Origin of the sequence: Micromonospora sp. NBC_01796, assembly GCF_035917455.1 — a bacterium.
Taxonomy (GTDB): domain Bacteria; phylum Actinomycetota; class Actinomycetes; order Mycobacteriales; family Micromonosporaceae; genus Micromonospora_G.
In genome coordinates this window covers 1130592-1156852 of record NZ_CP109078.1, presented here as the reverse complement: position 1 = coordinate 1156852, position 26261 = coordinate 1130592, and the positions used below count along the sequence as shown (strand labels likewise).

Genomic DNA, 26261 nt, shown 5'->3' with positions numbered 1-26261 from the left:
GACGCCGCCCGGAAAACCTTTGTGCGTACGGAAAGGGCATCCCCTCCTGTGGTGGGGATGCCCTTTCTGCTGTCTGGTCCTGGGTGCTGAGGCGGTCACTCGGATTCGGCGAGGATGGCGTAGAGCTTGCGGCGGGTTTCTTCGAGGACCTGGGCGGCGCGTTCGCGCTGGTCGTCGGTGCCGTTGATCATGACCTGGCGGAGGGCGTTCATCGCCTGGAAGCCGGCGTCGCGCATCTCCTGCCAGCTGTTGACGGTGTCGGGGGTGAACTCTTCCCAGGGTGGGGTCTGGGCGGCCTCGGTGGCTTCGGGTTGGCCGGCCTCGGTGAGGCTGAAGCGCTTGCGCCCGCCGCCGGCCTCGGCCGCCGCGGCGACGATCAGGCCCTCGTCCTCGAGTAGTTGCAGGGTGGGGTAGATCGAGCCGGGGCTCGGCCGCCACGCACCGCCGGTACGGGAGTCGAGCTCCTGGATCATCTCGTAGCCGTGCATCGGCCGCTCGGTGAGCAGGGCCAGTACGGCGCCGCGCACGTTCGGCCGGCGTCCCCGGCCGCGACCCCGTCCCCGGCCGTGACCGGGATGTCCGTGGCCGCCGGGGGAGAAGGACGGGAAGCCGAAGCCGCCGCGCATCCGGGACTCGTCGTGCATCGCCTGGAACCTTCGGTGGAAACTCATGTAACTCCTCCTGTGAGTATCGCTGATGTGTCGACGATATATCGCCAACGCATCGGCTGCAACCCCCTCGACGTGAGTCGGGCAATAATGGGGCGACAAACCGTACGGTCGTACGGTTGGGTGGGGTGATGCGACTTCTGCCGGAACGACTTCTGCCGGAACCCGGAGCGGCCCGGATCCTCGCCGTCTCCACCCTGGTCCAGACGGTCGGACGGGGCATCTGGCTCACCGCGAGCGCGCTCTTCCTGACCCGATCGGTCGGCCTGACCGTGGCGGAGGTCGGTGTCGGTCTCACCGTGACCGCGCTGGTCAGCCTGGTGGCGAGCACCCCGATGGGCTACCTGGCCGACCGGTTCGGGCCGCGCGGCATCCAGTTCCTCGGCCTGCTCGGCTCGGCCGGGCTCACCGCGGCCCTGATCGCGGTCCGGTCCTTCCCGCAGTTCCTCCTGGTCGGGGTCGCCACCGCGCTCAGCGACGCCGCGTTCCGGGGTGCCCGGGGCGCCATGATCGCCGGTGCCGTACCACCCGACCAGCGCGTACGCACCAGGGCGTACCTGCGGGCCACCACCAACGTCGGCATCTCGGTCGGCACCGTCCTGGCCGGCGTCGGGCTCGCCGCCGACACCCGGGCCGCGTACGTCACGCTGATCGCGGTCAACGCCGCCAGCCTCGCCGGGGCGGCACTGGTCCTGATCCCGATGGCGCCGATCCCGCCGGTACGGGGGACCGGCAACGGGCCACGACTGATCGCCCTGCGGGACCGCCCGTTCCTGGCCTTCACCGTGCTGGACGGGCTGATGTCGATGCACTTCGGTCTGCTCAACATCGCACTGCCGCTCTGGATCGCCCAGCACACCCACGCGCCGCGCTGGCTGATCTCGGTCCTGCTCCTGGTGAACACCACCGTCATCGTCCTGTTCCAGGTACGCGCCTCGCGCGGGACCGAGCAGTTGACCGGGGCCGCGCACGCCGCCCGCCGGGCCGGAGTCGCCATCGGTGTCGCCTGCCTGCTCTACGCGGCCAGCGGCGGGGTGCCGACCCCGGTGGCGGTCGGCCTGCTGGTGGCCGGCGCACTGGTGCACGTGATCGGGGAACTCTGGCACTCCGCCGCCGGTTGGGGCATCTCGTTCGGGCTGGCTCCGGCCCACGCCCAGGGGCAGTACCAGGGCGCGTACGGGATGGGGATGCAGCTCGGCGGCATGCTGGCCCCGGTCCTGGTGACCACGCTCGCGATCGGCTGGGGCGCGCCGGGGTGGTTGGTGCTGGCCGTACTCTTCGCGCTGCTCGGCGCGGCACAACCCCCGGTCGTACGCTGGGCCGCCCAACACCGCCCCACCAGCGTCGGGATGCAGGAAGCGCCGCTGGTTGTCGCCTCCGGTGGCGGAAGGGCCCCCTCCTGAGGGGCGGGCACGGACGTCGCCCCGCCCGAGCGGTCACTCATCTGGCACGCTGGTGGGTGTGCTGATGGTTCCGGTACGGCAACTCGGCGAGGCCGAGCGGGGCGCGGTCGAACGGCTGCTCGACCTCGAACCGTACGCGGCTGCCCAGGTGGCCGAGCGGATCGCCGCGCACGGACTGTCCTGGTGGCGGGCGGACGGTCGGGTCTACGGCTACGGTTCCGGCCGGGAGATCGAGTCGCTCTGCTGGGTCGGCGGTCAGCTCACCCCCGTACGGGCGACCGCCTCCGCGATCAGCGCGTTCGGTGAACTGCTCGCCGCCGAGGACCGGTTCTGCTCGTCGATCGTCGGGCGGGCCGACGAGGTGCTCGGCCTCTGGGAGCAGCTCTCGGCGCACTGGGGCCCGGCCCGTGACGTACGCCCGAACCAGCCGTTGCTGGCCACCGGGGCGCAGCCGCCGATCCCGGTCGACCCCGACGTGCGCCCGGTCCGCCCGGCCGAGGTCGACCTGCTCTTTCCGGCCGCCGTGGCGATGTACACCGAAGAGGTGGGCGTGTCACCGCTGGCCGAGGACGGTGGGCGCAGTTACCGCCGTCGGGTCGCCGACCTGGTCCGGGCGCGCCGCGCGTACGCCCGGTTTGTCGACGGCCAGGTGGTCTTCAAGGCCGAACTCGCGGTCGTCACCCGGCGCACCGCGCAGATCCAGGGTGTCTGGGTGGCGCCGGGGTGGCGCGGCCGGGGGATCGCCGCCGCCGCGATGGCCGCGGTCGTGGCGGACGCCCTGACCCGGGTCGCGCCGACGGTGTCGCTCTACGTCAACGACTACAACGTGCCCGCCCGCCGGGTCTACGAGCGTTGCGGCTTCCAGCCGGTCGGTACGTTCGCCACCATCCTGTTCTGAGCCTTCGTTTCTGCCGGTCGACGGCTGTCGGGGTGGATCCTCGGCAGCGTGGTGCCACCGATGCTGGCAAAGCAGCTCCAAAGACCGCTTAGTTCCGCCAAGCTGACAACCAGGGCAAATGTGAAACCCCTGCGGCGGTACTACGGCGACGGGGTCGGCTAGCCAGGAGGTAGACGTGTCAACGAGATTTCGCGCCGCCGTGCGCGTCACCAGCGCGCTGCTCGTGGCCGGGCTCGCGGTTGCCGGCTGTGGGGGAGACGACGACAACGGCGGCGGTAGCGGCACGACCTCCAGCAACGTGAAGGTCGCCGACGGGTTCAAGATCGGTCTGCTGCTGCCGGAATCCAAGACGACCCGGTACGAGACCTTCGACCGGCCGCTGATCCAGTCGCGGCTTGCCGAGCTGTGTCCCAAGTGCGAGGTCCTCTACCAGAACGCCGACCAGGACCCGGCCAAGCAGCAGTCGCAGGCCGAGGCGATGCTGACCCAGGGGATCAAGGTGATGATCCTCGACGCGGTCGACGCGAAGGCGGCCGGCGCGATCGTCAGCAACGCCCAGTCACAGAAGGTGCCGGTGGTCGCGTACGACCGGCTCGCCTCCGGCCCGGTCAGCTTCTACGTCTCGTACGACAACCGGCGGGTCGGCATGGTGCAGGGGCAGGCGCTGCTGGACCAGTTGAGCGCGAACGGGCAGGACCCGAAGCGCGGCGACATCGTGATGATCAACGGTTCGCCGACCGACCCGAACGCGGCCGACTTCAAGGCCGGCGCCCACTCCGTACTGGACGGGAAGGTCAACATCGGCAACGAGTTCGACACCCCGGACTGGTCCCCGGACCGGGCCCAGCAGGAGATGGACCAGGCGATCACGGCCATCGGGCGGGACCGGGTGATCGGTGTCTACGCCGCCAACGACGGCATGGCCGGTGGGGCGATCGCCTCGATGAAGGGCGCCGGATTCGGTACGCCGCTGCCCCCGGTCACCGGTCAGGACGCCGAACTCGCCGGGATCCAGCGGATCGTCTCCGGTGACCAGTTCATGACGGTCTTCAAGTCGATCAAACCGGAGGCGGACATCGCCGGGCAGATGGCGATCGACGCGGCGACCGGCCAGGACTTCACCGCGCAGTCGACCACCATGCGCAACAACGGGACCAAGGACGTCGCGTCGGTCCTGCTGGAGCCGGTCTCGGTGACCAAGACCAACATCAAGGACACGGTGATCAAGGACGGGTTCTACACGGTGGCGCAGATCTGTGCCGGTGCGTTCGCCGCACCGTGCGCCTCCGCCGGCATCTCCTGACCCGCCGCGGCAATTCCTGATCTTCCTCGGGCAACACGTGATCTTCCTCAGGCGGATCGTGATCTGAAACGGGGTGAGGGCGGTGGCCGACACACCGGTGCTCGCGTTGTCGGGCATCTCCAAACGGTTCGGTGCGGTCGAGGCACTCGCCGACGTCTCGCTGGAGGTCTACCCCGGTGAGGTGGTCGCCCTGGTCGGCGACAACGGCGCCGGCAAGTCGACGCTGATCAAGGTGATCGCCGGGGTCAACCCCGCCGACGAGGGCGAGATCCGCTGGCAGGGACGGCCGGCGCAGATCACCAAACCGAGCGACGCCACCGCGCTGGGCATCGCCACCGTCTACCAGGACCTCGCCCTCTGCGACAACCTCGACGTGGTCGCCAACCTGTTCCTCGGCCGGGAACTGACCCGGAGCCTGGTGATCGACGAGATCGGGATGGAACGACGCGCGCGGGAACTGCTGGTCAGCCTCTCGGTGAAGATCCCCTCCGTACGGCTGCCGGCCGCCGGCCTCTCCGGCGGGCAGCGCCAGTCGGTGGCCATCGCCCGGTCGCTGCTCGGCGAACCGAAGCTGGTGCTGCTCGACGAGCCCACCGCCGCGCTCGGCGTCGCACAGACCGCCGAGGTGCTGGACCTGATCGAACGACTCCGGCAGCGGGGTCTCGGCGTCCTCCTGATCAGTCACAACCTGGCCGACGTCAAGGCGGTCGCGAACCGGGTAGCGGTGCTGCGCCTCGGCCGCAACGCCGGGGTGTTCGACCAGCAGCGGACCAGCCAGGAGGAGATCGTGCAGGCGATCACCGGGGCGCTGGACAACGCCGTCACCCGACGCCGGGCCCGTTCCGCCGAGGGCGGTGGCGGTGGCCTGGCCGGTTCGCCCGCCTCCGGCCCCGCGACCGGACCCGTCACGGGTCCGACCGCCGGTCCCGGCGGCCCGGCGGGAGGCCCGGTTGTCGGCGGCCCGCCCGGTGGCCCGGTCCCCGACCCACCCGCCGGTGGTCCGGCCGCCGGTGGTTCGGCTGCCGGCCCGGGTTCCGGCGGTGCGGCCGGTGGCCCGCCGGCCGGCGGTGCCCACTCCCCGGACCCGGAGGAGCGGACGTGACACGGCGGGAGGTCTCGGCATGAGTACGGCGACCACGAGTCCGGAGCCGCCCGCCGGTGACGGTCTCCAACACCCGGCCGACCGGGGGACCACCGGCCCGCTGGACGCCCTGCGGCGGCGGTTGCGCGGCGGCGAACTGGGCGCCTGGCCGGTGGTGATCGGACTGATCGTCATCTGGGCGGTGTTCCAGTCGCTCAACGACGCCTTCCTCAGCCCGCAGAACCTGACCAACCTCGCCCTCCAGATCGCCGCCACCGGCACGATCAGTGTCGGCATCGTGCTGGTCCTGCTGCTCGGCGAGATCGACCTGTCGGTCGGCTCGGTCGCCGGTGTGGCCGCCGCCCTGCTGGCCGTACTGAGCGTGCGCAACGGTTGGGGCGACGTGGCGGCGATCATCGTCGCGGTCATCTTCGGCATCGCGATCGGCATCTTCCAGGGCAGCATCTTCGCCCGGCTCGGGGTGCCCGCGTTCATCGTCACCCTGTCCGGCAACATCGGCTGGCAGGGCCTGCAGCTCTACCTGCTCAGTCCGGAGGGGACGATCAACCTCCCGTACACCGGGGTGATCGGCGGGCTGACCCACACCAACCTGGACAGCGTCTCCGGCTGGGTGATCGGCGCGGCGGCAGTGGTCGTGTACGCCCTGACCGTGCTGGTGGACAGTCGGCGCCGGATCGCGGCCGGACTGCCGACCCGGGGCGTACTGCCCTCGCTGGTGCGGGTGGTCGGGCTGGCCGTACTGGTCTTCGCCGCGGTGGGCGTACTCAACGCCTGGCAGGGCGTACCGGTGGCGTTGTTGATCTTCGTGGGTCTGGTGGTCATCGTCGACCTGGTGCTGCGCCGGACCCGCTACGGCCGGAGCATCTTCGCGGTCGGTGGCAACGTCGAGGCCGCCCGCCGGGCCGGCATCAACGTCTCGCTGATCCGGATCTCCGTGTTCGCGCTCGCCTCCGCGTTCGCCGCCTTCGGCGGGGTGCTGACCGCGTCCCGCGGATTCGCCGCCGGCCAGTCCACCGGGGCCGCCGACACCCTCCTGATCGCCATCGCCGCCGCCGTCATCGGCGGGGTGAGCCTCTTCGGCGGCCGGGGCTCGACCTACGGCGCGCTGCTCGGCGCACTGGTGCTCGGGTCGATCACCTCGGGCATGTTCCTGCTCCAGCTCAACTCGTCGGTCCGGTTCATGATCACCGCAGGTGTGCTGCTGGCCGCCGTCATCCTCGACTCGGTGTCCCGACGCGGTCGCCGTACCACCGGCCGGGGCTGAATCCCCGGCGGTCGGTCACTCCCAGGCGCGCAGGTACTGGGCGGGCCGGTCGGGGGCGGCACCGAGCCGGGCCGCCGCCCGCTGCGGCCAGTACGGGTCACGCAGCAACTCCCGCCCGAGCAGGACCAGATCGGCCTGCCCGCTCGCGACGATCTCCTCGGCCTGCTCCGGCTCGGTGATCAGCCCGACCGCGCCGGTGGGCACCCCGGCCTCGCGCCGGATCCTGGCCGCCAGCGGCACCTGGTAGCCGGGCCCGACCGGAACCGGTGCGGAGGGGAGCACCCCGCCCGAGGAACAGTCGACCAGGTCCACCCCGGCGGTGGCCAACTCGGTGGCGAGCAGGACGCTGTCGGCCACCGACCAACCGTCGGGCACCCAGTCGGTGGCGGAGATCCGGGCCAGCACCGGCACGTCCGGGCCGACCGCCGCCCGTACCGCCCGGGCGACCGCAAGCGGCAGCCGCATCCGGTTGGTCAGGGTGCCGCCGTACTCGTCGGTGCGATGGTTGGACAGCGGGGAGAGGAACTCGTGCAGCAGGTAGCCGTGGGCGGAGTGCAGCTCGATCGCCTCGAACCCGGCGGCCACGGCCCGGGTCGCGGCGGCTGCGAACGCGTCGACCACGGCGGCGACGCCGTCGGTGTCCAGCGCCGCCGGGATCCGGTACGCCGGAGCGAACGGTTCCGTACCGGGGCCGACCGGCGTCCACCCGCCCCCGGCGTCCGGCACCCCGCCCCGGTGCCGCGCCCAGGGCCGGTAGGTCGACGCCTTGAAACCGGCGTGCGCGAGTTGGACCCCGGGCACCGCACCCTGTTCGGAGATGAACGCGGTGATCGGCCGCCAGGCGTCGACGTGGGCGTCCGACCAGAGCCCGGTGTCCTGCGGGCTGATCCGCCCCTCGGGCAGCACCGCGGTCGCCTCGGTCAGCACCAGCCCGGCCCCACCGACCGCGCGGGCACCGAGATGGATCCGGTGCCAGTCGGTGGGCAGACCGTCCGGACCGGCCGAGTACTGGCACATCGGTGCCATCGCCACCCGATTGGGCAGGGTCACCGAACGCAGCCGCAACGGGGTGAACAGGGCGCTCGCCGAACCCGCCGGTACGGCACCGGTCGCGACCTCGGGGGCGGTGGGACGGGCGGTCATCGGCGATCCTCTCGGGGGCGGAGGCGCCGGCACGGTGTTGCGGCTACCACCGGTTCCCGTGGGGGCGGGACCGGCCGGTCAGGGCCGGCCCGGATGTCGGACGGCGGAGCCGGCCGGACGCTCGGGTGACATATCACCGCGTACGAAGCCCGCTGTCAATGCGCTGGCGATCGCCCAGAGCGCGATGACGAGCAGCAGGGTCCGTTCGACCGCCCCGATCAGGGGTCCCCGGCCGACGGTGAGCATGGCCAGGCCGATCGTCACCGACAGCGGCAGCGCCACCGTGGCGCCGACCAGGCCGAGCCGGCGCAGCACCCGGGCGTCAGTGGCCGACCAGGCGATCGCCACCATGGCGAAGACGACGCAGGCCACCGCGAGGATGCTGCCGCTGCCGTGGACCAGGTCGGTGGTGGTGGTCGGCTCGAACGGCGGGAGCGGGCAACCGGCGGTGCAGGGAACCGAGGCGGACAGCCCGGTGCCGGCGGCGCCGACGGCCAGCAGGGTGGACGCCGGCCGCAGCGTCGGGGTCAGGGCCGCGGCGAGCAGGAGCAGGCCGACCGCCACCGCGAAGATCCCGACCTGGTACGCGGTCGCGTACCCGCTGGGGCCGACGCCGGCCTCGCTGACGTACCCGGTGACGGGGGAGGTCGGACCGGCGACCACGGCGAGGGTCACGACGACCACTCCGGTCAGCAGGCTGGCGGCGGCGCCGCGAGCGACCAGGGTCCGGCGCATGGGGACAAACTATCTTGCCGGCTCGGGGCACCGGTGCCGGTCGGGTGTGCCCGACGTACCTGGTCGCCGCCCCGGACCTGGTCGGGGCGGCCGGCGGGGCGGGACTTGATCTCGACTGGTTATGCTGCCCGGCGTGACAGCGGCATACCTCGTCTCCGGCGTCCGTACCCCGATCGGCCGGTACGCCGGCGCGCTGGCCGGCGTACGTCCGGACGACCTCGCGGCGCACGTGATCCGGGAACTCGTGGCCCGCCACCGGACGGTCGACTGGGCGGCCGTGGACGATGTGGTGCTCGGCTGCGCCAACCAGGCCGGTGAGGACAACCGGAACGTGGCCCGGATGGCGACCCTGCTGGCCGGGCTCCCCGAGGCTGTGCCGGGGACCACCGTGAACCGGTTGTGCGGCTCGGGGCTGGACGCGGTCGGGATCGCCGCCCGCGCCGTCATCGCCGGTGAGGCCGACCTGATGGTCGCCGGCGGGGTGGAGAGCATGAGCCGGGCGCCGTTTGTCATGCCGAAGGCGACCACACCCTTCTCCCGCGCGGCGGAGATCTACGACACCACGCTCGGGTGGCGGTTCGTCAACCCGCTGATGGAACGCGGCTGGGGCACCGACGCCATGCCGGAGACGGCGGAGAACGTGGCCGCCGAGTACGGCGTCGACCGGGCCGCCCAGGACGCGTTCGCGTACCGCTCCCAGCAGCGGGCGGCACGCGCCCAGGCCAGCGGCCGGCTCGCCGAGGAGATCGCGCCGATCGAGGTTCCGGCCGGCCGCCGGGAGACCCGGTTGGTGGACCTCGACGAGCACCCGAGGGAGACCTCCCTGGAGCGGCTCGCGGCACTGCCCACCCCGTTCCGCGACGGCGGCACCGTCACCGCCGGGAACTCCTCCGGGGTCAACGACGGCGCCGCCGCGGTGCTCGTCGCCAGCGCAGACGCGGTACGCCGCTACGACCTCACCCCGCTGGCCCGGATCACCGGATCGGCCGCCGCCGGGGTGCCGCCACGGGTGATGGGCATGGGCCCGGTCCCGGCGACCGGGCGGCTGCTCGACCGGCTCGGCATCGGCATCGGCGACGTCGACCTGGTCGAGTTGAACGAGGCGTTCGCCGCGCAGGCGGTCGCCGTCCTGCGCGAGTTGGGACTGCCGGAGGACGCCGAGCACGTCAACCCGAACGGCGGCGCGATCGCCCTCGGGCATCCGCTCGGCGCCAGCGGTGCCCGGCTGGCGTTGACCGCGGGGCTGGAACTGCGCCACCGGGGGGCGCGGCGGGCGCTGTGCACCATGTGCATCGGGGTCGGTCAGGGCATCGCGCTGATGCTGGAGTCCGTCGACTAGGGCGACGCTCCCGGTGCCGTCGAACGGGCCCCGATCGGCGGGATCGTGACGACCCTGCGGCGGAGCCACGGGGCGGCGGACCGCGCGTATGCTCGATGGCTCATCGATCCGGTCGACGACCGGCGGTACGAGCTGAGGCGGACGATGCAACGGCCTGACGAACATCGCCGGAGGGGCAACACCTCCACTGTGCACAGTGGACCGGCGGGCGGCGGTGCCGGGCAGCGGATCGCCCCACCTGACCACGTCGGCGGCTAGCCGTGCCGGCCCCCGTACCACCGGCCGGCGGTGAGGAGTTCAGCCGGGCAGGTGTGCACCGGTACGCCCAACAGTGGGCCGGCGCCGTCGCCCGGCTCGGGTTCGTGCCGATGAGCGCGGTGGAGACCGAACGCCTGCTGACCGTGCACACCGTACGGCTCGCGCAGGCGTTGCTCGCCGAGCCGTTCAGCGCCGAACCCGCGGACGACGTCGGTCGGGCCCTCGTCGGGGCGCACCTGACCGCCCCGGCCGTGCTCGACTGGTCCGTACGCGCCCTCGGCAACGGGTTCGCCGCCGCGGTCCTCCTCGAACGGCCCGACTCCCCGGCCGTACGGCACCGGGTGACGCAGTTGCAGGGTGGCCTGGCCGCCGGCTTCGCCCGGGCGCTGCGCGAGCTGACGTTCAGCCAGCAGGAGCGGATCAGCCGTTCGGCCTGGCAGGCCCGGGACGAGACCGAGCAGGCGCTGCGGGACAGCGAGGCACGGTTCCGAGCCGTCTTCACCGGGGCCGCGCTGGGCATCGGGATCGCCGACACCGGCGGCCGGATCGTCGACGTCAACCAGGCGTTCGCCGAGATGCTGGGCTACTCCGTCGGCGAACTGCGCGACACCGACGTGACCTCGCTCTGCCACCCCGAGGACGCCGAGCCGCTGGCCGAGCTCTACCGGGACCTGGTCGAGGGCAAGCGGGAGACCGTCCGGGTGGAGAAGCGGTACTGCCGCAAGGACGGCGACGTCGTCCGGACCGACCTGGCGCTCTCCCTGATCCGGCACGACGACGGCCGGCCGAGGTTCATCGTGGCCATGGCCGAGGACATCACCGAACGGTACGAGTTGCAGCAGCGGCTGCGCTTCCAGGCACTGCACGACCCGCTGACCGGGCTGCCGAACCGTACCCTCTTCTTCGACCGGCTGGCGGCGGTCTTCGCCGACGGTGAACCCGCCGACCGGGTCGGCCTCTGCTTCCTCGACCTCGACGGCTTCAAGGCGATCAACGACAGCCTCGGGCACGACCTCGGTGACCGGTTGCTGGTGGTGGTCGCCCGGCGGCTCGCCGAATCCGTCTCCGGCCGTGGTCACCTGGTCGCCCGGATGGGCGGCGACGAGTTTGTCATCCTGGTCGACGGCAGCGGCGGCCCGCAGGAGGTGATCGACGTGGCGGAGGTGGCGCTGGCCACCGTCGCCCGTCCGGTGCATGTCGGCGACCAGCAGCTCGAGGTCTCGGCGAGCATCGGCCTGGTCGAGGGCCCACTCGCCGGGACCCGCCCGGCCGAGCTGATGAAGGCCGCGGACGCCACCCTCTACTGGGCCAAGGCGGACGGGCGCGGACGCTGGGCGGTCTACGACCCCGAGCGGGGCGCCCGGGACAACACCCGCGCCGGGCTCGCCGCGGTGCTGCCGGCCGCGCTGGAGCGGGGCGAGTTCACCGTGGACTACCAGCCGATCGTGGCACTCGCCGACGGATCGACCCGGGCGGTCGAGGCGCTGGTCCGGTGGCGGCACCCGGAGCTGGGACTGCTCGGCCCGGACCAGTTCATCGGGCTGGCCGAGGAGACCGGCCTGATCATCCGACTCGGTCGCTGGGTACTGCACCAGGCGTGCGGGTACGGCAGCCGGTGGCGGCGGGAGTTCCCCGACTCCCGCCTCGTGGTCAGCGTCAACCTGGCCGTACGGCAGGTCAACGATCCGGGTGTGGTCGACATGGTGGCCGACGTGCTCGCCGAGACCGGCTTCCCGGCCGAACTGCTGCAACTGGAGATCACCGAGAGCGCGCTGATGGCCACCTCCGGGGAGCCCGTACGTTCGATGCGCCGGCTCGCCGCGCTCGGCGTACGCCTGGCCATCGACGACTTCGGCACCGGTTACTCGAACCTGGCGTACCTGCGGCGGTTGCCGTTCCACACGCTGAAGCTCGCCGCACCGTTCGTCGAGGGGATCCGGACCGGCGATCCGCTCGCCCTGGTCGACGAGCGGATCGTGGACGCCCTGGTCCGGTTGGCGCACGCGCTGGGCCTGTCGGTGACCGCCGAGGCGGTGGAGACGGCCGGTCAGGCCGACCGGCTGCGGGCGCTGACCTGCGACACCGGGCAGGGGCTGTACTTCGGGGCGCCGGTCGCGGCGGACGAGATAACCGCTCGACTACGCGAATCCGCCTTCCGTAGGGCAGGCTGACCGGGTGGATCTGACGGACACCGATTCCCTGGTCACTGTCCTGGCTGGACTGGCCATCCTGGCCGGCATCATCGGCGTACTCATGCCCGTGCTGCCGGCACTGCCGCTGTGCTGGGGCGGCGTACTGATCTGGGCGATCTTCGCGGACGGCGGCTGGGGCCGGTGGGTGGTGCTCGGCATCGCCACCGCGCTCACCGTGGTCGGGACCATCATCAAGTACGCCTGGCCGGGGCGGAACCTGAAGCGGACCGGGGTGCCGAACAGCACGTTGCTGGCCGGCGGCGTACTCGGGCTGGTGGGCTTCTTCGTCGTGCCGGTGGTGGGCCTGGTCCTCGGCTTCGTGCTCGGTGTCTGGCTGGCCGAGCGGCTCCGGCTGGGCGAGAACCGGTTGGCCTGGCCGTCGACCAAGGACGCGCTCAAGGCGTTCGGCCTGGCCATGCTGGTCGAACTGAGCGTCGCCCTCGCCATCGCGCTGACCTGGGTGGTCGGCCTGGCCGTGGTCTGACCGGCACTCCTGGTTCGTGTCGGTCTGAACCTGCTTCGGGCGCCGAGCGTGGTTTGTCGGATCTCGTGGCCCAGTGGTGGGTGCGACGGCGCGGAACGGGCGTTGGCACGGCGGTTGCCGTACGGGTGAGAGAGGTGACCGCGTCCCGCGCCGTCGCGTACGCCGGGCCGTCCGAGGGCCCGGCTCTGGGCCGGTGTGATCCGGCCCGGTCGGAGACCCGTGTCCGGGTCTCCGGGAGATCTGTGGTGCCCGGAGTGGCTCAGCGGGCCGGTCCGGCTCCCGCCGCGGTTGACGACCCGGCGCACCGGTGGCGCACTCGTCGGTCCTCGCGCATCGGCATGACAACGAGCATGCGGCCGGCCGGGGTGTCGGGGCAATCCGATTATCGAATCCAGCTACCGCCGCCGATCCCCGCCTGATCGCGCCCGGACCGCTCCGGCCGTGGTCACCGTGGGTGTCGTGCTCACCACACCGCTCAACTGACCATGATCAAAGCGTTACGGCGCTCCTCCCATCGGGTACTGGGCGGACACGGTGAGAGAGCTGAGCGGCCCTCCACACCGGCGGGAGCAGGAGGCGAGATGAGCGCGGGACCGGCAGGAGACGACGGCCTAAACCCGGCCGGTCCGGTGCACGGTACGCGCCAACTCCCTGTCGGCGTCGATGCCGGCACCACCACGGTCGACACCGCAGGTACGGGCGGCGGCGACTGGTACGACGTGGTCACGAGCGTCGACGGCCACCTGGTGCTGGTGGTCGGGGACGTGCTCGACACCGGGGTGCCGGCGGTGGCGGCGATGGGTCAACTGCGTACCGCACTGCTGGCGGAGCTGCTGGGCGGGGTGGCGCCCGGTACCGCCCTCACCCACCTCAACGCGCAGTTCGGCAACGCGCTGCGCGGGTCGTACGCGATCGTGGTCTGCCTGGAGTTCGACCCGCACACCGGCCGGCTCTGCTACGCCAGCGCGGGTCACCCGTCACCGGTCTGCCTCGGCCCCGAGGGCCAGATCGACCTGCTGCACCGGCGACCGCTCGGCCCGCCGATCGGGGCCGGGCCCGATGCCCGGTACGACACGATCGAGTCCCGGTTGGCGCCGGGGGCGCGGCTGCTGTTCTACAGCGCGGCCCCCGCACGGGCACCCACCCCGGTGGCGCCCCCGGCCGACGTGATCTTCCCGTTCCGCCCGGTGTGGGACTCGCCCCGGCCGGTGGCGGCGATCCCGGTCGAGCCGGCCGAAGAGCAGATAGAGGAGCTGATCCAGGTGCGTTTCGTCCAGGCACCACGCCGGCCGAGGGCCGACGGGGTGGCGATCCTGGCGCTCGCGGAGACCGCGCCGAACCGGTTCGCCCTGCGCCTGCCGGCGGACCCGACCAAGCTGAGCACCCTGCGCCAGCGGTTGCTGGACTTCCTCACCGAGCACCAGGTGGGCGAGGAAGACCTGTTCGATCTTGTGGTCGCGGTCTCCGAGGCGGCGGCGAACGCGATCGAGCATCCGGTGGCACCGGTGGACCGGACCATCACCGTCGAGGTGACCGTCGCCGACGGCACGGTGGTGGCGACCGTACGGGACAGCGGCCAGTGGCGGGAGGCGCACGATCCGGGGTTCCGGGGGCGGGGGTTGGAGCTGATCCGGGCGCTCGGCGAGCTGCGGGTGAGCCGTACCGCCGAGGGCACCGAGCTGACCTTCTGGCGGCGCCTGTCGTCCTGATCCGGACCCGACCGGTCCGGCCGGCGGGTGGGCCCGCCGGGGTGAACGAAGCCGTCGTGGCGGGAGTCACGGCGCGGTGAGCGCCCGCACCCCCGGCGATAGGCTGGATGCATGAACGTCCGTGCGCCACTCACCCCAGGCACGCTGTCCCCGTGGCGGCCGGTGCCGCCCCAGATCGCCCGACCGGAGTACGTCGGCAAGAAGCGGCCCGCCCAGTGGCGCGGATCCCACGTGCAGACCGCCGAGACGATCGAGAAGATGCGGGTCGCCGGGCGGATCGCCGCGCAGGCCACGCAGCTCGCGGGTGAGCACTGCAAGCCGGGGGTCACCACGGACGAGATCGACCGGGTGGTGCACGAGTTCCTGGTCGACCAGGGCGCGTACCCGTCGACGCTGGGCTACCGGGGTTTCCCCAAGTCGTGCTGCACCAGCCTGAACGAGGTCATCTGCCACGGCATCCCGGACACCACCGTGCTGGAGGACGGCGACATCATCAACGTCGACGTCACCGCCTTCATCGACGGGGTGCACGGCGACACCGACGCCACGTTCTGCGTGGGCGAGGTGGCGGAGCCGAACCGGCTGCTGGTGGAGCGGACCCACGAGGCCATGATGCGGGGCATCCGGGCGGTCGCCCCGGGGCGGCAGATCAACGTCATCGGTCGGGTGATCGAGTCGTACGCCCGCCGGTTCGGCTACGGGGTGGTACGCGACTTCACCGGCCACGGCATCGGCGAGACCTTCCACAGCGGGCTGTACGTCCCGCACTACGACAGCCCCCGGCCCACCGACGTGATGGAACCGGGGATGACCTTCACCATCGAGCCGATGATCACCCTCGGCACCCACGAGTACGACATGTGGGCCGACGGCTGGACCGTCGTGACCAAGGACCGGCGGTGGACCGCCCAGTTCGAGCACACGATCCTGGTGACCGAGGACGGTCACGAGATCCTCACCCTGCCATGACCGAAACCCCGGCAGCGGTACGAGAGGACCATCACGCCGACGTCTCCGGTGGCTGGCTGCGCCCCGCCGTCTTCGGTGCGATGGACGGACTGGTCACCAACATCGCCTTGATCGCCGGCGTCGGTGGGGGCGGCATCGCGCCGCGCACCATCGTGCTGACCGGCGTCGCCGGCCTCGTCGCCGGAGCGATCTCGATGGGGCTCGGCGAGTACACCAGCGTCCGCTCCCAGAACGAGCAGTTGGCCGCCGAGGTGGCCAAGGAGCGTCGCGAACTGGAGCGGCACCCGGAGGCCGAGGCGCAGGAACTGGCCGACGCCTGGGTGCAGCGCGGGCTGCCCCGTCATCTCGCCGAACAGGTCGCCCTGGCGCTGCGGAGCAACCCCGAAGAGGCGCTGCGGGTGCACGTACGCGAGGAACTCGGGGTCGATCCGGACGAGCAGCCGAGCCCCTGGACGGCCGCGATCCTGTCGACGGTCTGCTTCTCCATCGGCGCCCTGGTGCCCCTGCTGACCTACCTGGTCGGCTTCACCAACCTCTGGCTGGCGTTGGGCGTCGGCGCGCTGGGCCTGTTCGTGGCCGGTGCGCTGGTGGCCCGGTTCACCGGCCGGCCGTGGTGGATCAGCGGCACCCGGCAACTGCTGCTCGGTATGGCGGCGGCCGTGGTGACGTACCTGGTCGGGCGGTTGATCGGCCTCGGCGGCCCGCTCGGCTGACCCCGGACCGGTCCGGGCTCAGGGCCGCGGGTCGGGCGGACCCGCGTCGGCGCCATCGTCGGCCACGGCGGCAGGGCCGTCCGCCGGGGCGCCGTCGTCGGCTGCGGTGGCGGGGCCGTCCGGGGCCAGCCGGAAGATCCGCAGGTCCCGGCCGCCGGCCCGCTCCACATAGGTCTGGTACGCCGGCCACTCCGTCAGCAGCAGTTGCCACAGCCGTTCCCGCTGCGCACCCTCCGCCAGGGTGGCCCGGACCGGGAGCCGGGCGCCGTCGAGGGTGACCGTGGCGCTCGGGTCGGCGAGCAGGTTCAGCGACCAGGCCGGGTGCTGGGCCTGGCCCCAGTTCGAGGCGATCACCACGTACGCGTCGCCGTCGCGTACGAAGAGCAGGGGGTTGCTGCGGGGCTGTCCCGAGCGGCGGCCGGTGGTCGTGATGATCAGCGACGGGGCGATCCCGAGCGCGACCACCCGTCCCCTGGTCAGGCGACCGATCACCCGGTCGACCGGGACGACGAACCGGACCGTCCGGGCGAACCACCGTCGGTGGCTGAACCGGCGGGCGAGCGTACCGAGTGCGGACATCGACACAGTGTGTCGGTTTCCGGGGAAAAGAAAAGCCCCCGACGGCGGCGGATCCGGTGCCGGTGGGCGCCCGGCGTCGATTCCCTGACCGGAACCCCTACGGCTGCTCGGCTACCGGCCGCGTGCCGCCCCGGCCCAGGGTCTCCAGGCAGTGGTCCAGCCAGCGGATCTCCGCCTCGGTCTGGAAGATCATCGCGTCCAGCACCAGCCGCCCGGAGACGTTGTCGGCGTCGGTGTCGCGGATCTTGCGCCGGACGAACTCCTGCAGCGCCTGCCTGCTCGCCACCCGCTGGGTGTTCACCACCGCGTCGATGTCGACCCCCGGTGTGGCCAGCGCCAGCGCCAGCTTGATCGTCAACTCGTCCCGGGGCCGGTCGGTACGGCGCAGCGCCGTGCCGAACCACCCGGCCAGGTCCGCCCGTCCGGCCTCGGTGATCCGGTACGGCCGCTGCCCGGCGTCGTGCTCCGGCAACGATTCGACCAACTCGTCCCGGACGAGGCGGCCGAGGGTGGTGTAGACCTGCCCGATGTTGAGCGGCCAGGTGGCGCCGATCGACTCCTCGAAGGCGGATCGGAGCTGGTAGCCGTACATCGGCCCGCGTTCGAGCAGGGCCAGCAGGCCGTAGCGGATGGACACGGCTACCGAGTATGTATACCGGGTATCCCGCCCGCAACTCGCTGACGATCCACTCGGCCGACCCGCCCACCACCGATCCCCGCCCACCACCGATTCCCTCGACGATCTTGCACTTGTGGCGCCCCGGATCGAGGTACTCGTCCGGATTTGTGGCCCACCACAAGTGCAAGATCGTCGCTGCGCCTGGTCTGCGGTCTAGGTTGGTCGACCGGGGAATGCCACCGTGGCGGGAGTGACGCCCGCGGTGCGCCGCCACCGGGTGGCCCGTACGGCGCAGTCGGTCAGCGCGTCCAGAGCCCGCCCACGTTCGACACCGGTGGTGGTGGCGAGCGCCGCCCGCCAGACCGCGCCGGTACGTTCCTCGATCTCGACCGCCAGCCGCAGCGCCGACGCCGGATCCGTGACCGGGTACGGCAACTCGTAACTGGCCGCCGCCGCGGGCGCGGTCCCGCCGCCGGTGGTCAACAGCAGCACCAGCGCGTCCCGCCGGGTCCGGTGAGCGGCCTCGGCGGCCCGTGCGTCGGTGGCCGCCGCCCCGGCCAGTCGCACCCCGATCGGCCCGTACGCGAAGATCGCCGCGTGCTCGGCGGCGAGTGCCGCGTCCAGTGGCCCGCTCATCCGTCCACCCCCGCCCGGACCACCGCTGGCCCGCTCGTCCGGTCGCTCCCGTTCGGCCGATGTGCCGGCCCGCCGGTCCCCGTGCCGCCCACCCGGCTCACCGTGGCACCTTCCGCTCGGCCCGCCACGGCACCTTCGGCCCGGTTCACCGGAGGACCTCCAGGTGGGTGGCCCGCGCCGCGGCGATGGTGCCGAGCAGGACCGCCCGGTCGGCCGGGGCCTCGGTGCAGGCCTTGGCCATGGTCTCCCGGCCCTCGGTCTCGGCCGCCCGCAACATCGCCAGCGCACTCTTCGAGTCGCCGGGGGGTGTCGCCGTGCCCGCCGGGGCGCCGGCCGACGGGCTGCCGCTGGGCAGGGCGGTGCGGGTCACCCGGGCGAGTTCCGCCGCGTGTGCCCGGTGCGCCTGTGCCACCGGGGCCAGCCGGTCGGCGAGATCGGGAAAGGCCGCCACGGCGGCGTCGTACCGGGCGGCGAGATCGAGGGTGTTGGTCACCAGGGGGGCGAGCGGGTCGGGCGGCGGTGGCACCGGGTCGTCGCCGAACAGGCCGCACGCGGCCAGTGACCCCGTTCCGGCGGTCAGTGCCACCAGGCCGGCCGCCCGGATCAGGTCGCGACGGGACCGCCCCCGTACGCGATGGTTCTGGTTGGTCTCCGCGGTCCGCACCGGGCAAGTCAACACCATGGGCCGCGGACCCCGGCCACAAGGCCGGTACCGGGCGTAACGCTCCGCCGGTGCGCCGCCCGGCTCGCCGGTCGGCCCGCGCGTTACGCTCTGCGCAGCCGCCGGGCGCGTCTGGGCCCGGTGGCGAACTGGCATGGCTGCCCGCACGGGCCGCCGACGATTCGAAAGGAGTGCGGATATGACGCAGCGTGGCCGCGCTACCAGCCGGTCGACGGCTGGACCGCGGGCTGGTGAGCGGCGCTCCGTGGAACGCCCTCGGGGTGATCTTACGGCTCGTCGGGCCCAACTACGGGCGGTGATCGAGCCGGTGGTGATCGCGCAGGGGTACGACCTGGAGGACATCTCGGTCTCCCGCGCCGGCCGACGGCACGTGGTCCGGATCATCGTGGACGGCGACGGCGGCATCAACCTCGACGCGGTGGCCGACGTGTCCCGCGCCATCTCGGCCGCGCTCGACCTGGCCGAGGAGACCGGCGGGGACCTGATCGCCGGGGAATACCAGCTCGAGGTCAGTTCGCCGGGCGTGGACCGCCCGCTGACCCTGCCCCGGCACTGGCGGCGTAACGTCGGTCGACTGGTCAAGGTCACCACGAAGGGTCCCGGCCGGTCCGCGCCGGAGCAGCGTACGGCGGATCCGGCGACCGGTGACCGCCCGGCCACCGAGCGGCAGGTCACCGCACGGGTGATCGCCGCCGACGACGAACGGGTGCGGTTCGACCTGGACGGGACGTCCGGGGAGTGGGCCTACGCGGATCTCGGCCCCGGTCGGGTGCAGGTGGAGTTCAGCCGGCTCGACGAGGTGGCGGACGAGGACCTGGCGGAGATCGACGACGACCAGTCCGACATGCACGACGACGACCTGCCCGAAATCGACGACACTGACGACGAAGATGTGGAGGGCGAGGAGAGGTGAACATCGACCTCGCGGCACTGCGCGCCCTGGAGCGCGAGCGGGAGATCCCGTTCGACACGATCCTCGCGGCGATCGAGACCGCGTTGCTGACCGCTTACCGGCATACCGAGGGCTCGGAGACGCACGCCCGGGTGGAGATCGACCGTAAGACCGGGGCCGCCCTGGTCTACGCCCAGGAGGTCGACGACGAGGGCGTGGTCGGCCGGGAATGGGACGACACCCCGCACGACTTCGGCCGGATCGCGGCGATGACCGCCAAGCAGGTGATCCTCCAGCGGCTGCGGGAGGCGACCGACGAGGTGCACTTCGGCGAGTACGTCGGCCGCGAGGGCGACCTGGTCACCGGGGTGGTGCAGGCGCACGAGGGGCGGGCCGAGAAGGGCATCGTCAGCGTCGACCTGGGCAAGCTGGAGGCCGTACTGCCCGCGCCGGAGCAGGTGCCGGGTGAGATCTACGGTCACGGCCAGCGGATCCGGTGCGTGGTGGTGCACGTGGCCAAGGGCTTCCGGGGACCGCAGATCACCCTGTCCCGTTCGCACCCCAACCTGGTGAAGAAGCTCTTCGCCCTGGAGGTGCCGGAGATCGCCGACGGCACGGTGGAGATCGCCGCCATCGCACGTGAGGCAGGTCACCGTACGAAGATCGCGGTGCGGTCGGCGGTGCCCGGCGTGAACGCCAAGGGCGCCTGCATCGGGCCGATGGGCCAGCGGGTCCGCGCCGTGATGAGCGAGTTGCACGGCGAGAAGATCGACATCATTGACTGGTCCGACGATCCGGCCAACTTCGTCGGCAACGCGTTGTCGCCGGCCAAGGCCCTGCGGGTCGAGGTGGTCGACCTGGCCACCCGGGCGGCCCGGGTCACCGTGCCGGACTTCCAGCTCTCGCTGGCGATCGGCCGGGAGGGCCAGAACGCCCGCCTGGCGGCCCGGCTGACCGGTTGGCGGATCGACATCCGGCCGGACAACGAGCAGGCGGCGAGCCCGGCACCGACCGGTGCGCGGGGGTCCGCTGATCACGTGACGGAGCCGGGCGGAGCGATCTCGGCCGGGTAGGGGTAGACTTTCCCAGTGGTACGACGCGTGTGGCCGGTGCGCACCTGTGTGGGCTGTCGGAAACGCGCTTCGGCTGTCGATCTGCTGCGGATTGTCGCGGTCGGCGACGGGGTTGGCTACAATCTCCGACCTGATCCGGCCCGCAGACTGCCGGGTCGGGGGGCGCATCTGCACTTTGACTCGGCTTGCTTCGCGCTGGCACTGCGGCGCCGCGCCTTCGGGCGGGCGCTGCGTATCCCCGGTGTTCCAGATACCGGGGCGCTGGCCGAGCACATTGATGCGTCAACCACTACGTCCGGCCATCCGGTCGGGCGAGGGTCGCAAGCAAGGTAGGACGACCGACATGAGCACACGATGAAGTCCCAGAAATGACCAGGCTTCAAGTGCACGAGTGAGGTTGTTGCGGGTGCTGCCCGCACGACCTCGGAGTGAGGAGTGCAGTGGCAGGCAAGGCCCGCGTTCACGAGCTGGCAAAAGAGCTCGGGGTCGAAAGTAAGACCGTTCTCGCCAAGCTGAAAGAAATGGGCGAGTTCGTCAAGTCCGCGTCGAGCACCGTCGAGGCGCCGGTCGCCCGCCGGTTGCGCGGCGCGTTCGTCGCGTCGTCGAACCCCGCGGCTCCCGCTGCGCCGGCGACCCCAGCCCCTCCGGCGACTCCGTCGGCGACCCCCGGGGCAACCCCGGGCGAGCCGCGGGTGTCCGCCAAGCCCATGCCGCCCCGGCGGCCCACGGCGCCGTCGGCGCCTCCGGCCCGGCCGAAGGGCCCGGTTCCGGGTCCGCCGCAGCCGGCCGCAGCCGCGCCGACCGCCAAGCCGGCGAGCGCGCACGACATCGAGGTGGCGGCCGCCGAGGCGCGCGCCTCGGCCCTGAAGGCGGAGCAGGAGGCGGCGGTCAAGGCCGCCCAGGCCGCCCGTCAGCAGCAGCGCGACACCGTACGCCGGGAACCGCCGGCCGACGGTGGCGCACAGACCCGGCCGCGTCCGGGTCCGAACGCCGTTCCGCCGCGTCCGGGTTCACCGGCCGCCCGGCCGGCGAACCCGGGTGCCCCGGCACCGGGTCGGCCCGGCCCCGGCGGTCGTCCGCCGGCGCGTAGCGGTGGCAACAACCCGTTCGGCATCACCCCGGGTGGTCAGCGTCCGGCCGCTTCCGGCGGACCCCGGCCCAACCCGGCGTCGATGCCGCCCCGGCCGAGCCCGGCCTCCATGCCGCCTCGGCCCAGCCCGGCTTCGATGCCGACCCAGCGTCCCGGTCGTCCCGCTGGCGGCCCCGGCCGTCCGGGCGGTCCCGGTGGCGGTGCGGGTCGTCCCGGTGGCGGCGGCGGTGCCGGTGGCGGCTTCCGCGGCGGTCCCGGTGGCGGTGGCGGTGGCGGTGGCTTCCGTCCCGGTGGCGGCGGCGGTGCCGGTGGCGGCTTCCGCCCCGGTGGCGGCGGTGGCGCCCCCGGTGGTGGTGGCGGTTACCGCGGTGGTCCCGGTGGCGGCGCGCCGGCCGGTGCGGGCGCCGGTGGCGGCCGTCCGGGTGGTGGCGGTCGTGGCCGTGGCGGCGGTGCCGCGGGTGCCTTCGGGCGTCCGGGTGGCAAGCCGACCCGCGGTCGCAAGTCGAAGAAGCAGCGCAGACAAGAGTTCGACAACCTGTCCGCGCCGACCATGAGCTCGGGTGCCCCCCGAGGTCAGGGCCAGGTCGTACGGCTGTCGCGCGGTGCCTCGCTGTCGGACTTCGCCGACCGGATCAACGCCAACCCCGGCTCGCTGGTCCAGGAGATGTTCAACCTGGGCGAGATGGTCACGGCAACCCAGTCCTGCTCGGACGAGACCCTGTTGCTCCTCGGTGAGCACCTCGGTTTCGACGTGCAGATCGTCAGCCCCGAGGACGAGGACCGCGCCCTGCTGGCGCAGTTCAACATCGACCTCGACGCCGAGGTTGACGTCGCCCGGCTGGTCACCCGCCCGCCGGTGGTGACCGTCATGGGTCACGTCGACCACGGTAAGACCAAGCTGCTGGACGCGATCCGCAAGACCAACATGGTCGCGGGCGAGGCCGGTGGCATCACCCAGCACATCGGTGCCTACCAGGTGTGGGTTCCGCACAACGGCGACGAGCGTGCGCTGACCTTCATCGACACCCCGGGCCACGAGGCGTTCACCGCCATGCGTGCCCGTGGTGCCCAGGTCACCGACATCGTGGTGCTGGTGGTCGCGGCCGACGACGGCGTCATGCCGCAGACGATCGAGGCTCTCAACCACGCCAAGGCGGCCGACGTGCCGATCGTGGTCGCGGTGAACAAGGTCGACAAGCCGGAGGCCAACCCGGACAAGGTCCGCCAGCAGCTGACCGAGTACGGCCTGGTCGCCGAGGAGTACGGCGGCGACACCATGTTCGTCAACGTCGCGGCCAAGCCCGGCATCGGCATCGACGAGCTGCTCGAGGCGATCCTCCTGACCGCCGACGCGTCGCTGGAGCTGACCGCTCCGATCGACGGGCCGGCGCAGGGTGTCGCGGTCGAGGCGCACCTCGACAAGGGTCGCGGTGCGGTGGCGACGGTGCTGGTCCAGAAGGGCACCCTGCGTGCCGGTGACTCGATCGTCGCCGGTGGAGCGCACGGACGTGTCCGGGCGATGCTGGACGAGAACGGCAACCAGGTCGCCGAGGCCGGACCGGCACGCCCGGTCATGGTGCTCGGTCTGACCGCGGTGCCCAGCGCCGGGGACACGTTCCTGGCCGCGGCCGACGACCGTACGGTGCGGCAGATCGCCGAACAGCGGCAGGCACGGCGGCGGGCGGCGAGCTTCGCCAACTCCCGTGGTCGGGCCACTCTTGAGACGCTCATGGAGCAGATCAAGGAGGGCGAGAAGACCTCGCTCAACCTCATCCTCAAGGGCGATGTCTCCGGTTCCGTGGAGGCCCTGGAGGACGCGCTGTTCAAGCTGGACATCCCCGAGGAGGTTCAGCTCAAGATCCTCGACCGTGGCGTCGGTGCCATCACGGAAAGCAACGTGATGCTGGCGAGTGCTTCGGCCGAGGCGGCGACGATCATCGGCTTCAACGTACGGGCCTCGAACAAGGTCCGCGAGATCGCCGACCGCGAGGGCGTGGAGATCCGGTACTACACCGTGATCTACCAGGCCATCGAGGAGATCGACGCGGCGCTCAAGGGTCTGCTCAAGCCGGAGTACGAAGAGGTCGAGCTCGGCAGCGCGGAGATCCGCGACGTGTTCCGGTCCTCCAAGATCGGTAACATCTCCGGTTGTATCGTCCGCTCGGGGGTCATCCGGCGTAATGCCAAGGCCCGCCTGCTGCGCGACGGGGCGGTCGTGGCGGACAACCTCACGATCAGCTCGCTCAAGCGGTTCAAGGACGACGCGACCGAGGTGCGCGAGGGCTTCGAGTGCGGTCTCACCCTGGGCAACTACAACAACGTCCAGGTTGGCGACATCATCGAGACCTTCGAGATGCGGGAGAAGACCCGCGCCTGACGAATAGGTCCAACTGATCAAGGGGTTTACGCCCGGTGGGCGTAAACCCCTTGATCATGCGGGGTGTCCGGACGGTATTGTCCACTCGATGTTTACTGGAACCGCGGTTTTCGACGTATTGCTGCCGGGCGATTCCCGGTCACTCAAAGAAAAGCGATCCTATGTCCGCCCGGTCGTGGCGGCACTGCGCCGGTTCGAGGTCTCGGTCGCCGAGGTGGGCGGCCTGGACCTGCACGGACGGGCGCAGATAGCGGTCGCGGTGGTGGCCTCCGAGGCGGGTCACGTGGGTGAGGTGCTCGACAACTGCGAGCGCCTGGTCGCCGGTCGACCGGAGCTCGAACTCTTGTCGGTCCGGAGAAGGTTGCACGGCGAGGACGACTGAGGGGCCGGTGCGGCCGTACCCGAGGGACCGCCCCGGTGGGTGCCGTCGCCGGGTCGCCGCCCGGAAGCGCCGCGCGGGGGCTCGCAGGTAGTGTTCAAAAGTCGGCCGGTGGCCGCCGGTGGTGCACCGCACCACCGGCCCGCGCCGGAAGTAGGAATGCCGTGGAGGTGCGGAAATGACGGACCCGGCCAAGGTACGCCGGCACGCTGAGCGTGTCCGGGAGCTGGTGGCTTCCGTGGTGCGTACGCAGATCAAGGATCCTCGGCTCGGCATGATCACCATCACCGATGCCCGGATCACCGCTGATCTGCGGGAAGCCACGGTCTTCTACACCGTGCTCGGCGATGCCACCGAACAGGCCTCCACCGCCGCCGCGCTGGAGAGCGCCAAGGGTCTGCTGCGCAGCACCGTCGGCAAGGCCCTGGGGCTGCGCCACTCGCCGTCCCTGGCATTTGTCCTCGACAACGTGCAGGACCAGGTCAAGCACATCGACGACCTGATCGCCGTGGCGCGCAGTGCGGACGAGGAGGTGCAGCGGCGGGCGGCCAACGCCGCGTACGCCGGTGACGCGCAGCCGTACAAGCTCGACGAGGATGAGGACGACGACGAGGACCTCGACGCCGACGAGTCGGACGATCCGGCGGTCGACGCCGGTGACCGGCGGTGACCGGCTCGGCCGGCTCGGCGCTCGCGCAGTCGCCGGCCGACGCCGGTCCCGGCGAGGCTGACTGGGCGGCGGCGGTCGGTGCCGTACGCGCCCTCTCGCCCGATTCCCGGGTGCTGCTGATCTGCCACGTCAACCCGGACGGGGACGCGCTGGGCAGCATGCTCGGCTTCGCCCTCGGCCTGCGCCGGATGGGTTTCCGGCAGCTCCAGGCGACCTTCCCCGGCCCGCCCGGTGTGGCCGAGCCGTTCGGCGCCCTGCCCGGTCTCGACCTGCTCGTACCTGCCACAGACACCTGGACCGACCCGGATCTGGTGCTCTGTTTCGACGCAGCCAGCGTGTCCCGGATCGGCGATCTGGTCGACCGTCTGGACCGGGCCGGCGAGGTGGTGGTCCTCGACCACCATGCCTCGAACACCCGGTTCGGCCGGATCCACCTGGTCGACCCGCACGCGGCGGCCACGTCGGTGGTGGTGGAGGGGCTGCTCGACCGGTTGGACGTACCGCTGGACCGTGAGATCGCCGAGTGCCTCTACGTCGCGCTGACCACCGACACCGGTTCGTTCCGGTTCGCCATGACCACCCCGGCGGTGCACGAGATGGCGGCCCGGATGCTGGCCACCGGGATCCGGCCGGAGGAGATCTCCCGTCGGGTCTTCGACACCAGGCCGTTCGGTGCCGTCCGGCTCTACGGTGACGTCCTCGCCCGGGCCGAACTCGAACCGGCCGCCGCGGCCGGGCACGGGCTGGTCTGGACCTACGCGACCCTGGACGACCTGGCCCGGCACCAACAGCCGGCGTACGTCCTGGAGGCCCTGATCGACTCGGTCCGCTGCACCGCGGAGGCGGACGTGAGCTGCGTGCTCAAGCAGGTGGCCGAGGCCGAGTGGGCGGTGTCGATGCGGAGCAAGGGTGCCCTGGACGTCAGCCGGGTCGCGGTGGCGCTCGGTGGCGGGGGACACCGGCTGGCCGCCGGTTTCACCGGTCGCGGTGGTCGGGCCGAGGTGATCGGCGCGATCCGGGCCGAGTTGGAGCGGGTCCTGGCCGAGCCGGAAGATCGGGGATAGTCCGGGGTTAATGCACTTTC

Annotated in this window: 23 protein-coding genes and 2 pseudogenes; 18 read left to right on the top strand and 7 right to left on the bottom strand. The window is 72.0% G+C overall.

The window, feature by feature from the left end:
• Window positions 1-95: 95 nt before the first annotated feature.
• The gene (locus OIE47_RS05295; RefSeq protein WP_326560365.1) at window positions 96-671 is read right to left on the bottom strand and encodes a PadR family transcriptional regulator; all 576 of its coding nucleotides are present in this window, start codon (window positions 669-671) and stop codon (window positions 96-98) included.
• A 128-nt stretch (window positions 672-799) separates the two neighbouring features.
• Between OIE47_RS05295 and OIE47_RS05290 the strand changes: the two genes are divergently transcribed.
• The 5 genes and pseudogenes from OIE47_RS05290 (at window position 800) to OIE47_RS05270 (ending at window position 6638) form a co-directional block, all read left to right on the top strand.
• Window positions 800-2071 carry an MFS transporter gene (locus tag OIE47_RS05290; protein ID WP_326560364.1) on the top strand — a complete coding sequence of 424 codons (1272 nt, stop codon included), beginning with the start codon at window positions 800-802 and terminating at the stop codon, window positions 2069-2071.
• Window positions 2072-2129: 58 nt separating this feature from the next.
• Window positions 2130-2969 carry a GNAT family N-acetyltransferase gene (locus OIE47_RS05285; RefSeq protein WP_326560363.1) on the top strand — a complete coding sequence of 280 codons (840 nt, stop codon included), beginning with the start codon at window positions 2130-2132 and terminating at the stop codon, window positions 2967-2969.
• Between the two features lie 175 nt (window positions 2970-3144).
• Window positions 3145-4272, top strand: a complete 1128-nt coding sequence (locus OIE47_RS05280) for a sugar ABC transporter substrate-binding protein (protein WP_326560362.1) — start codon at window positions 3145-3147, stop codon at window positions 4270-4272.
• Window positions 4273-4354: 82 nt separating this feature from the next.
• A pseudogene (locus tag OIE47_RS05275) lies at window positions 4355-5164 on the top strand (ATP-binding cassette domain-containing protein); the annotation flags it as partial.
• 229 nt (window positions 5165-5393) lie between these two features.
• Window positions 5394-6638 carry a sugar ABC transporter permease gene (locus OIE47_RS05270; RefSeq protein WP_326560360.1) on the top strand — a complete coding sequence of 415 codons (1245 nt, stop codon included), beginning with the start codon at window positions 5394-5396 and terminating at the stop codon, window positions 6636-6638.
• Window positions 6639-6653: 15 nt separating this feature from the next.
• On the opposite strand, the gene OIE47_RS05265 is transcribed toward OIE47_RS05270, so the two are convergent.
• Window positions 6654-7781 carry an NADH:flavin oxidoreductase/NADH oxidase gene (locus OIE47_RS05265; RefSeq protein WP_326560359.1) on the bottom strand — a complete coding sequence of 376 codons (1128 nt, stop codon included), beginning with the start codon at window positions 7779-7781 and terminating at the stop codon, window positions 6654-6656.
• A gap of 78 nt (window positions 7782-7859) precedes the next feature.
• On the bottom strand, window positions 7860-8516 hold the full coding sequence (locus OIE47_RS05260; protein WP_326560358.1) for a DUF998 domain-containing protein: 657 nt from the start codon (window positions 8514-8516) through the stop codon (window positions 7860-7862).
• Window positions 8517-8649: 133 nt separating this feature from the next.
• Here OIE47_RS05260 and pcaF point away from each other — a divergent pair, with 133 nt between their 5' ends.
• The 6 genes from pcaF (at window position 8650) to OIE47_RS05230 (ending at window position 16180) form a co-directional block, all read left to right on the top strand.
• Window positions 8650-9855: a 3-oxoadipyl-CoA thiolase gene (gene pcaF, locus OIE47_RS05255; protein ID WP_326560357.1), complete on the top strand. Its 1206-nt coding sequence runs from the start codon at window positions 8650-8652 to the stop codon at window positions 9853-9855.
• A gap of 260 nt (window positions 9856-10115) precedes the next feature.
• Window positions 10116-12284: a putative bifunctional diguanylate cyclase/phosphodiesterase gene (locus OIE47_RS05250; RefSeq protein ID WP_326560356.1), complete on the top strand. Its 2169-nt coding sequence runs from the start codon at window positions 10116-10118 to the stop codon at window positions 12282-12284.
• 4 nt (window positions 12285-12288) lie between these two features.
• Complete coding sequence (locus OIE47_RS05245) at window positions 12289-12789, top strand: DUF456 domain-containing protein (protein ID WP_326560355.1); 501 nt, start codon at window positions 12289-12291, stop codon at window positions 12787-12789.
• A gap of 581 nt (window positions 12790-13370) precedes the next feature.
• Window positions 13371-14498, top strand: coding sequence for an ATP-binding SpoIIE family protein phosphatase (locus OIE47_RS05240; protein WP_326560354.1), 1128 nt, complete (start codon window positions 13371-13373; stop codon window positions 14496-14498).
• A gap of 111 nt (window positions 14499-14609) precedes the next feature.
• The gene (gene map / locus OIE47_RS05235; protein ID WP_326560353.1) at window positions 14610-15467 is read left to right on the top strand and encodes a type I methionyl aminopeptidase; all 858 of its coding nucleotides are present in this window, start codon (window positions 14610-14612) and stop codon (window positions 15465-15467) included.
• Window positions 15464-16180: a VIT1/CCC1 transporter family protein gene (locus tag OIE47_RS05230; RefSeq protein WP_326560352.1), complete on the top strand. Its 717-nt coding sequence runs from the start codon at window positions 15464-15466 to the stop codon at window positions 16178-16180. Before map ends, OIE47_RS05230 begins: the two co-directional genes overlap by 4 nt.
• Before the next feature lie 18 nt (window positions 16181-16198).
• On the opposite strand, the gene OIE47_RS05225 is transcribed toward OIE47_RS05230, so the two are convergent.
• The 4 genes from OIE47_RS05225 to OIE47_RS05210 all read right to left on the bottom strand — a co-directional run bounded on the left by OIE47_RS05225 (window position 16199) and on the right by OIE47_RS05210 (window position 18678).
• A complete protein-coding gene (locus OIE47_RS05225) occupies window positions 16199-16759 on the bottom strand; it encodes a nitroreductase/quinone reductase family protein (protein ID WP_326560351.1) in 561 nt (186 codons plus the stop codon).
• A 97-nt stretch (window positions 16760-16856) separates the two neighbouring features.
• Window positions 16857-17396: a PadR family transcriptional regulator gene (locus OIE47_RS05220; protein WP_326560350.1), complete on the bottom strand. Its 540-nt coding sequence runs from the start codon at window positions 17394-17396 to the stop codon at window positions 16857-16859.
• 195 nt (window positions 17397-17591) lie between these two features.
• Window positions 17592-18014, bottom strand: a complete 423-nt coding sequence (locus OIE47_RS05215; RefSeq protein ID WP_326560349.1) for a ferritin-like domain-containing protein — start codon at window positions 18012-18014, stop codon at window positions 17592-17594.
• A 145-nt stretch (window positions 18015-18159) separates the two neighbouring features.
• Window positions 18160-18678 (bottom strand): hypothetical protein, encoded by a 519-nt coding sequence (locus tag OIE47_RS05210; protein WP_326560348.1) that lies wholly within the window; start codon window positions 18676-18678, stop codon window positions 18160-18162.
• 196 nt (window positions 18679-18874) lie between these two features.
• Here OIE47_RS05210 and rimP point away from each other — a divergent pair, with 196 nt between their 5' ends.
• From rimP to OIE47_RS05175, 7 genes and pseudogenes are all read left to right on the top strand, one after another.
• Complete coding sequence (gene rimP, locus OIE47_RS05205; protein ID WP_326560347.1) at window positions 18875-19609, top strand: ribosome maturation factor RimP; 735 nt, start codon at window positions 18875-18877, stop codon at window positions 19607-19609.
• A complete protein-coding gene (gene nusA, locus OIE47_RS05200) occupies window positions 19606-20661 on the top strand; it encodes a transcription termination factor NusA (protein ID WP_326560346.1) in 1056 nt (351 codons plus the stop codon). The genes rimP and nusA overlap by 4 nt, the downstream gene beginning before the upstream one ends.
• Before the next feature lie 15 nt (window positions 20662-20676).
• Window positions 20677-21008, top strand: a pseudogene (locus OIE47_RS05195) (YlxR family protein).
• A gap of 93 nt (window positions 21009-21101) precedes the next feature.
• Window positions 21102-24128: a translation initiation factor IF-2 gene (gene infB, locus OIE47_RS05190; protein ID WP_442792052.1), complete on the top strand. Its 3027-nt coding sequence runs from the start codon at window positions 21102-21104 to the stop codon at window positions 24126-24128.
• A gap of 88 nt (window positions 24129-24216) precedes the next feature.
• Window positions 24217-24510, top strand: coding sequence for a DUF503 domain-containing protein (locus OIE47_RS05185; RefSeq protein WP_326560344.1), 294 nt, complete (start codon window positions 24217-24219; stop codon window positions 24508-24510).
• Between the two features lie 175 nt (window positions 24511-24685).
• A complete protein-coding gene (gene rbfA, locus OIE47_RS05180; protein ID WP_326560343.1) occupies window positions 24686-25177 on the top strand; it encodes a 30S ribosome-binding factor RbfA in 492 nt (163 codons plus the stop codon).
• Entirely contained in the window at window positions 25174-26241 is a 1068-nt protein-coding gene (locus OIE47_RS05175) for a DHH family phosphoesterase (RefSeq protein ID WP_326560342.1), read from the top strand. Before rbfA ends, OIE47_RS05175 begins: the two co-directional genes overlap by 4 nt.
• Window positions 26242-26261: the final 20 nt, after the last annotated feature.

Coding starts and splice junctions, on each gene's coding strand:
- OIE47_RS05295 (WP_326560365.1), bottom strand. CDS start 671: ATGAGTTTCCACCGAAGGTTCCAGGCGATGCACGACGAGTCCCGGATG.
- OIE47_RS05290 (WP_326560364.1), top strand. CDS start 800: ATGCGACTTCTGCCGGAACGACTTCTGCCGGAACCCGGAGCGGCCCGG.
- OIE47_RS05270 (WP_326560360.1), top strand. CDS start 5,394: ATGAGTACGGCGACCACGAGTCCGGAGCCGCCCGCCGGTGACGGTCTC.
- OIE47_RS05265 (WP_326560359.1), bottom strand. CDS start 7,781: ATGACCGCCCGTCCCACCGCCCCCGAGGTCGCGACCGGTGCCGTACCG.
- OIE47_RS05260 (WP_326560358.1), bottom strand. CDS start 8,516: ATGCGCCGGACCCTGGTCGCTCGCGGCGCCGCCGCCAGCCTGCTGACC.
- OIE47_RS05240 (WP_326560354.1), top strand. CDS start 13,371: ATGAGCGCGGGACCGGCAGGAGACGACGGCCTAAACCCGGCCGGTCCG.
- map (WP_326560353.1), top strand. CDS start 14,610: ATGAACGTCCGTGCGCCACTCACCCCAGGCACGCTGTCCCCGTGGCGG.
- OIE47_RS05230 (WP_326560352.1), top strand. CDS start 15,464: ATGACCGAAACCCCGGCAGCGGTACGAGAGGACCATCACGCCGACGTC.
- OIE47_RS05225 (WP_326560351.1), bottom strand. CDS start 16,759: ATGTCCGCACTCGGTACGCTCGCCCGCCGGTTCAGCCACCGACGGTGG.
- OIE47_RS05215 (WP_326560349.1), bottom strand. CDS start 18,014: ATGAGCGGGCCACTGGACGCGGCACTCGCCGCCGAGCACGCGGCGATC.
- rimP (WP_326560347.1), top strand. CDS start 18,875: ATGACGCAGCGTGGCCGCGCTACCAGCCGGTCGACGGCTGGACCGCGG.
- OIE47_RS05185 (WP_326560344.1), top strand. CDS start 24,217: ATGTTTACTGGAACCGCGGTTTTCGACGTATTGCTGCCGGGCGATTCC.
- rbfA (WP_326560343.1), top strand. CDS start 24,686: ATGACGGACCCGGCCAAGGTACGCCGGCACGCTGAGCGTGTCCGGGAG.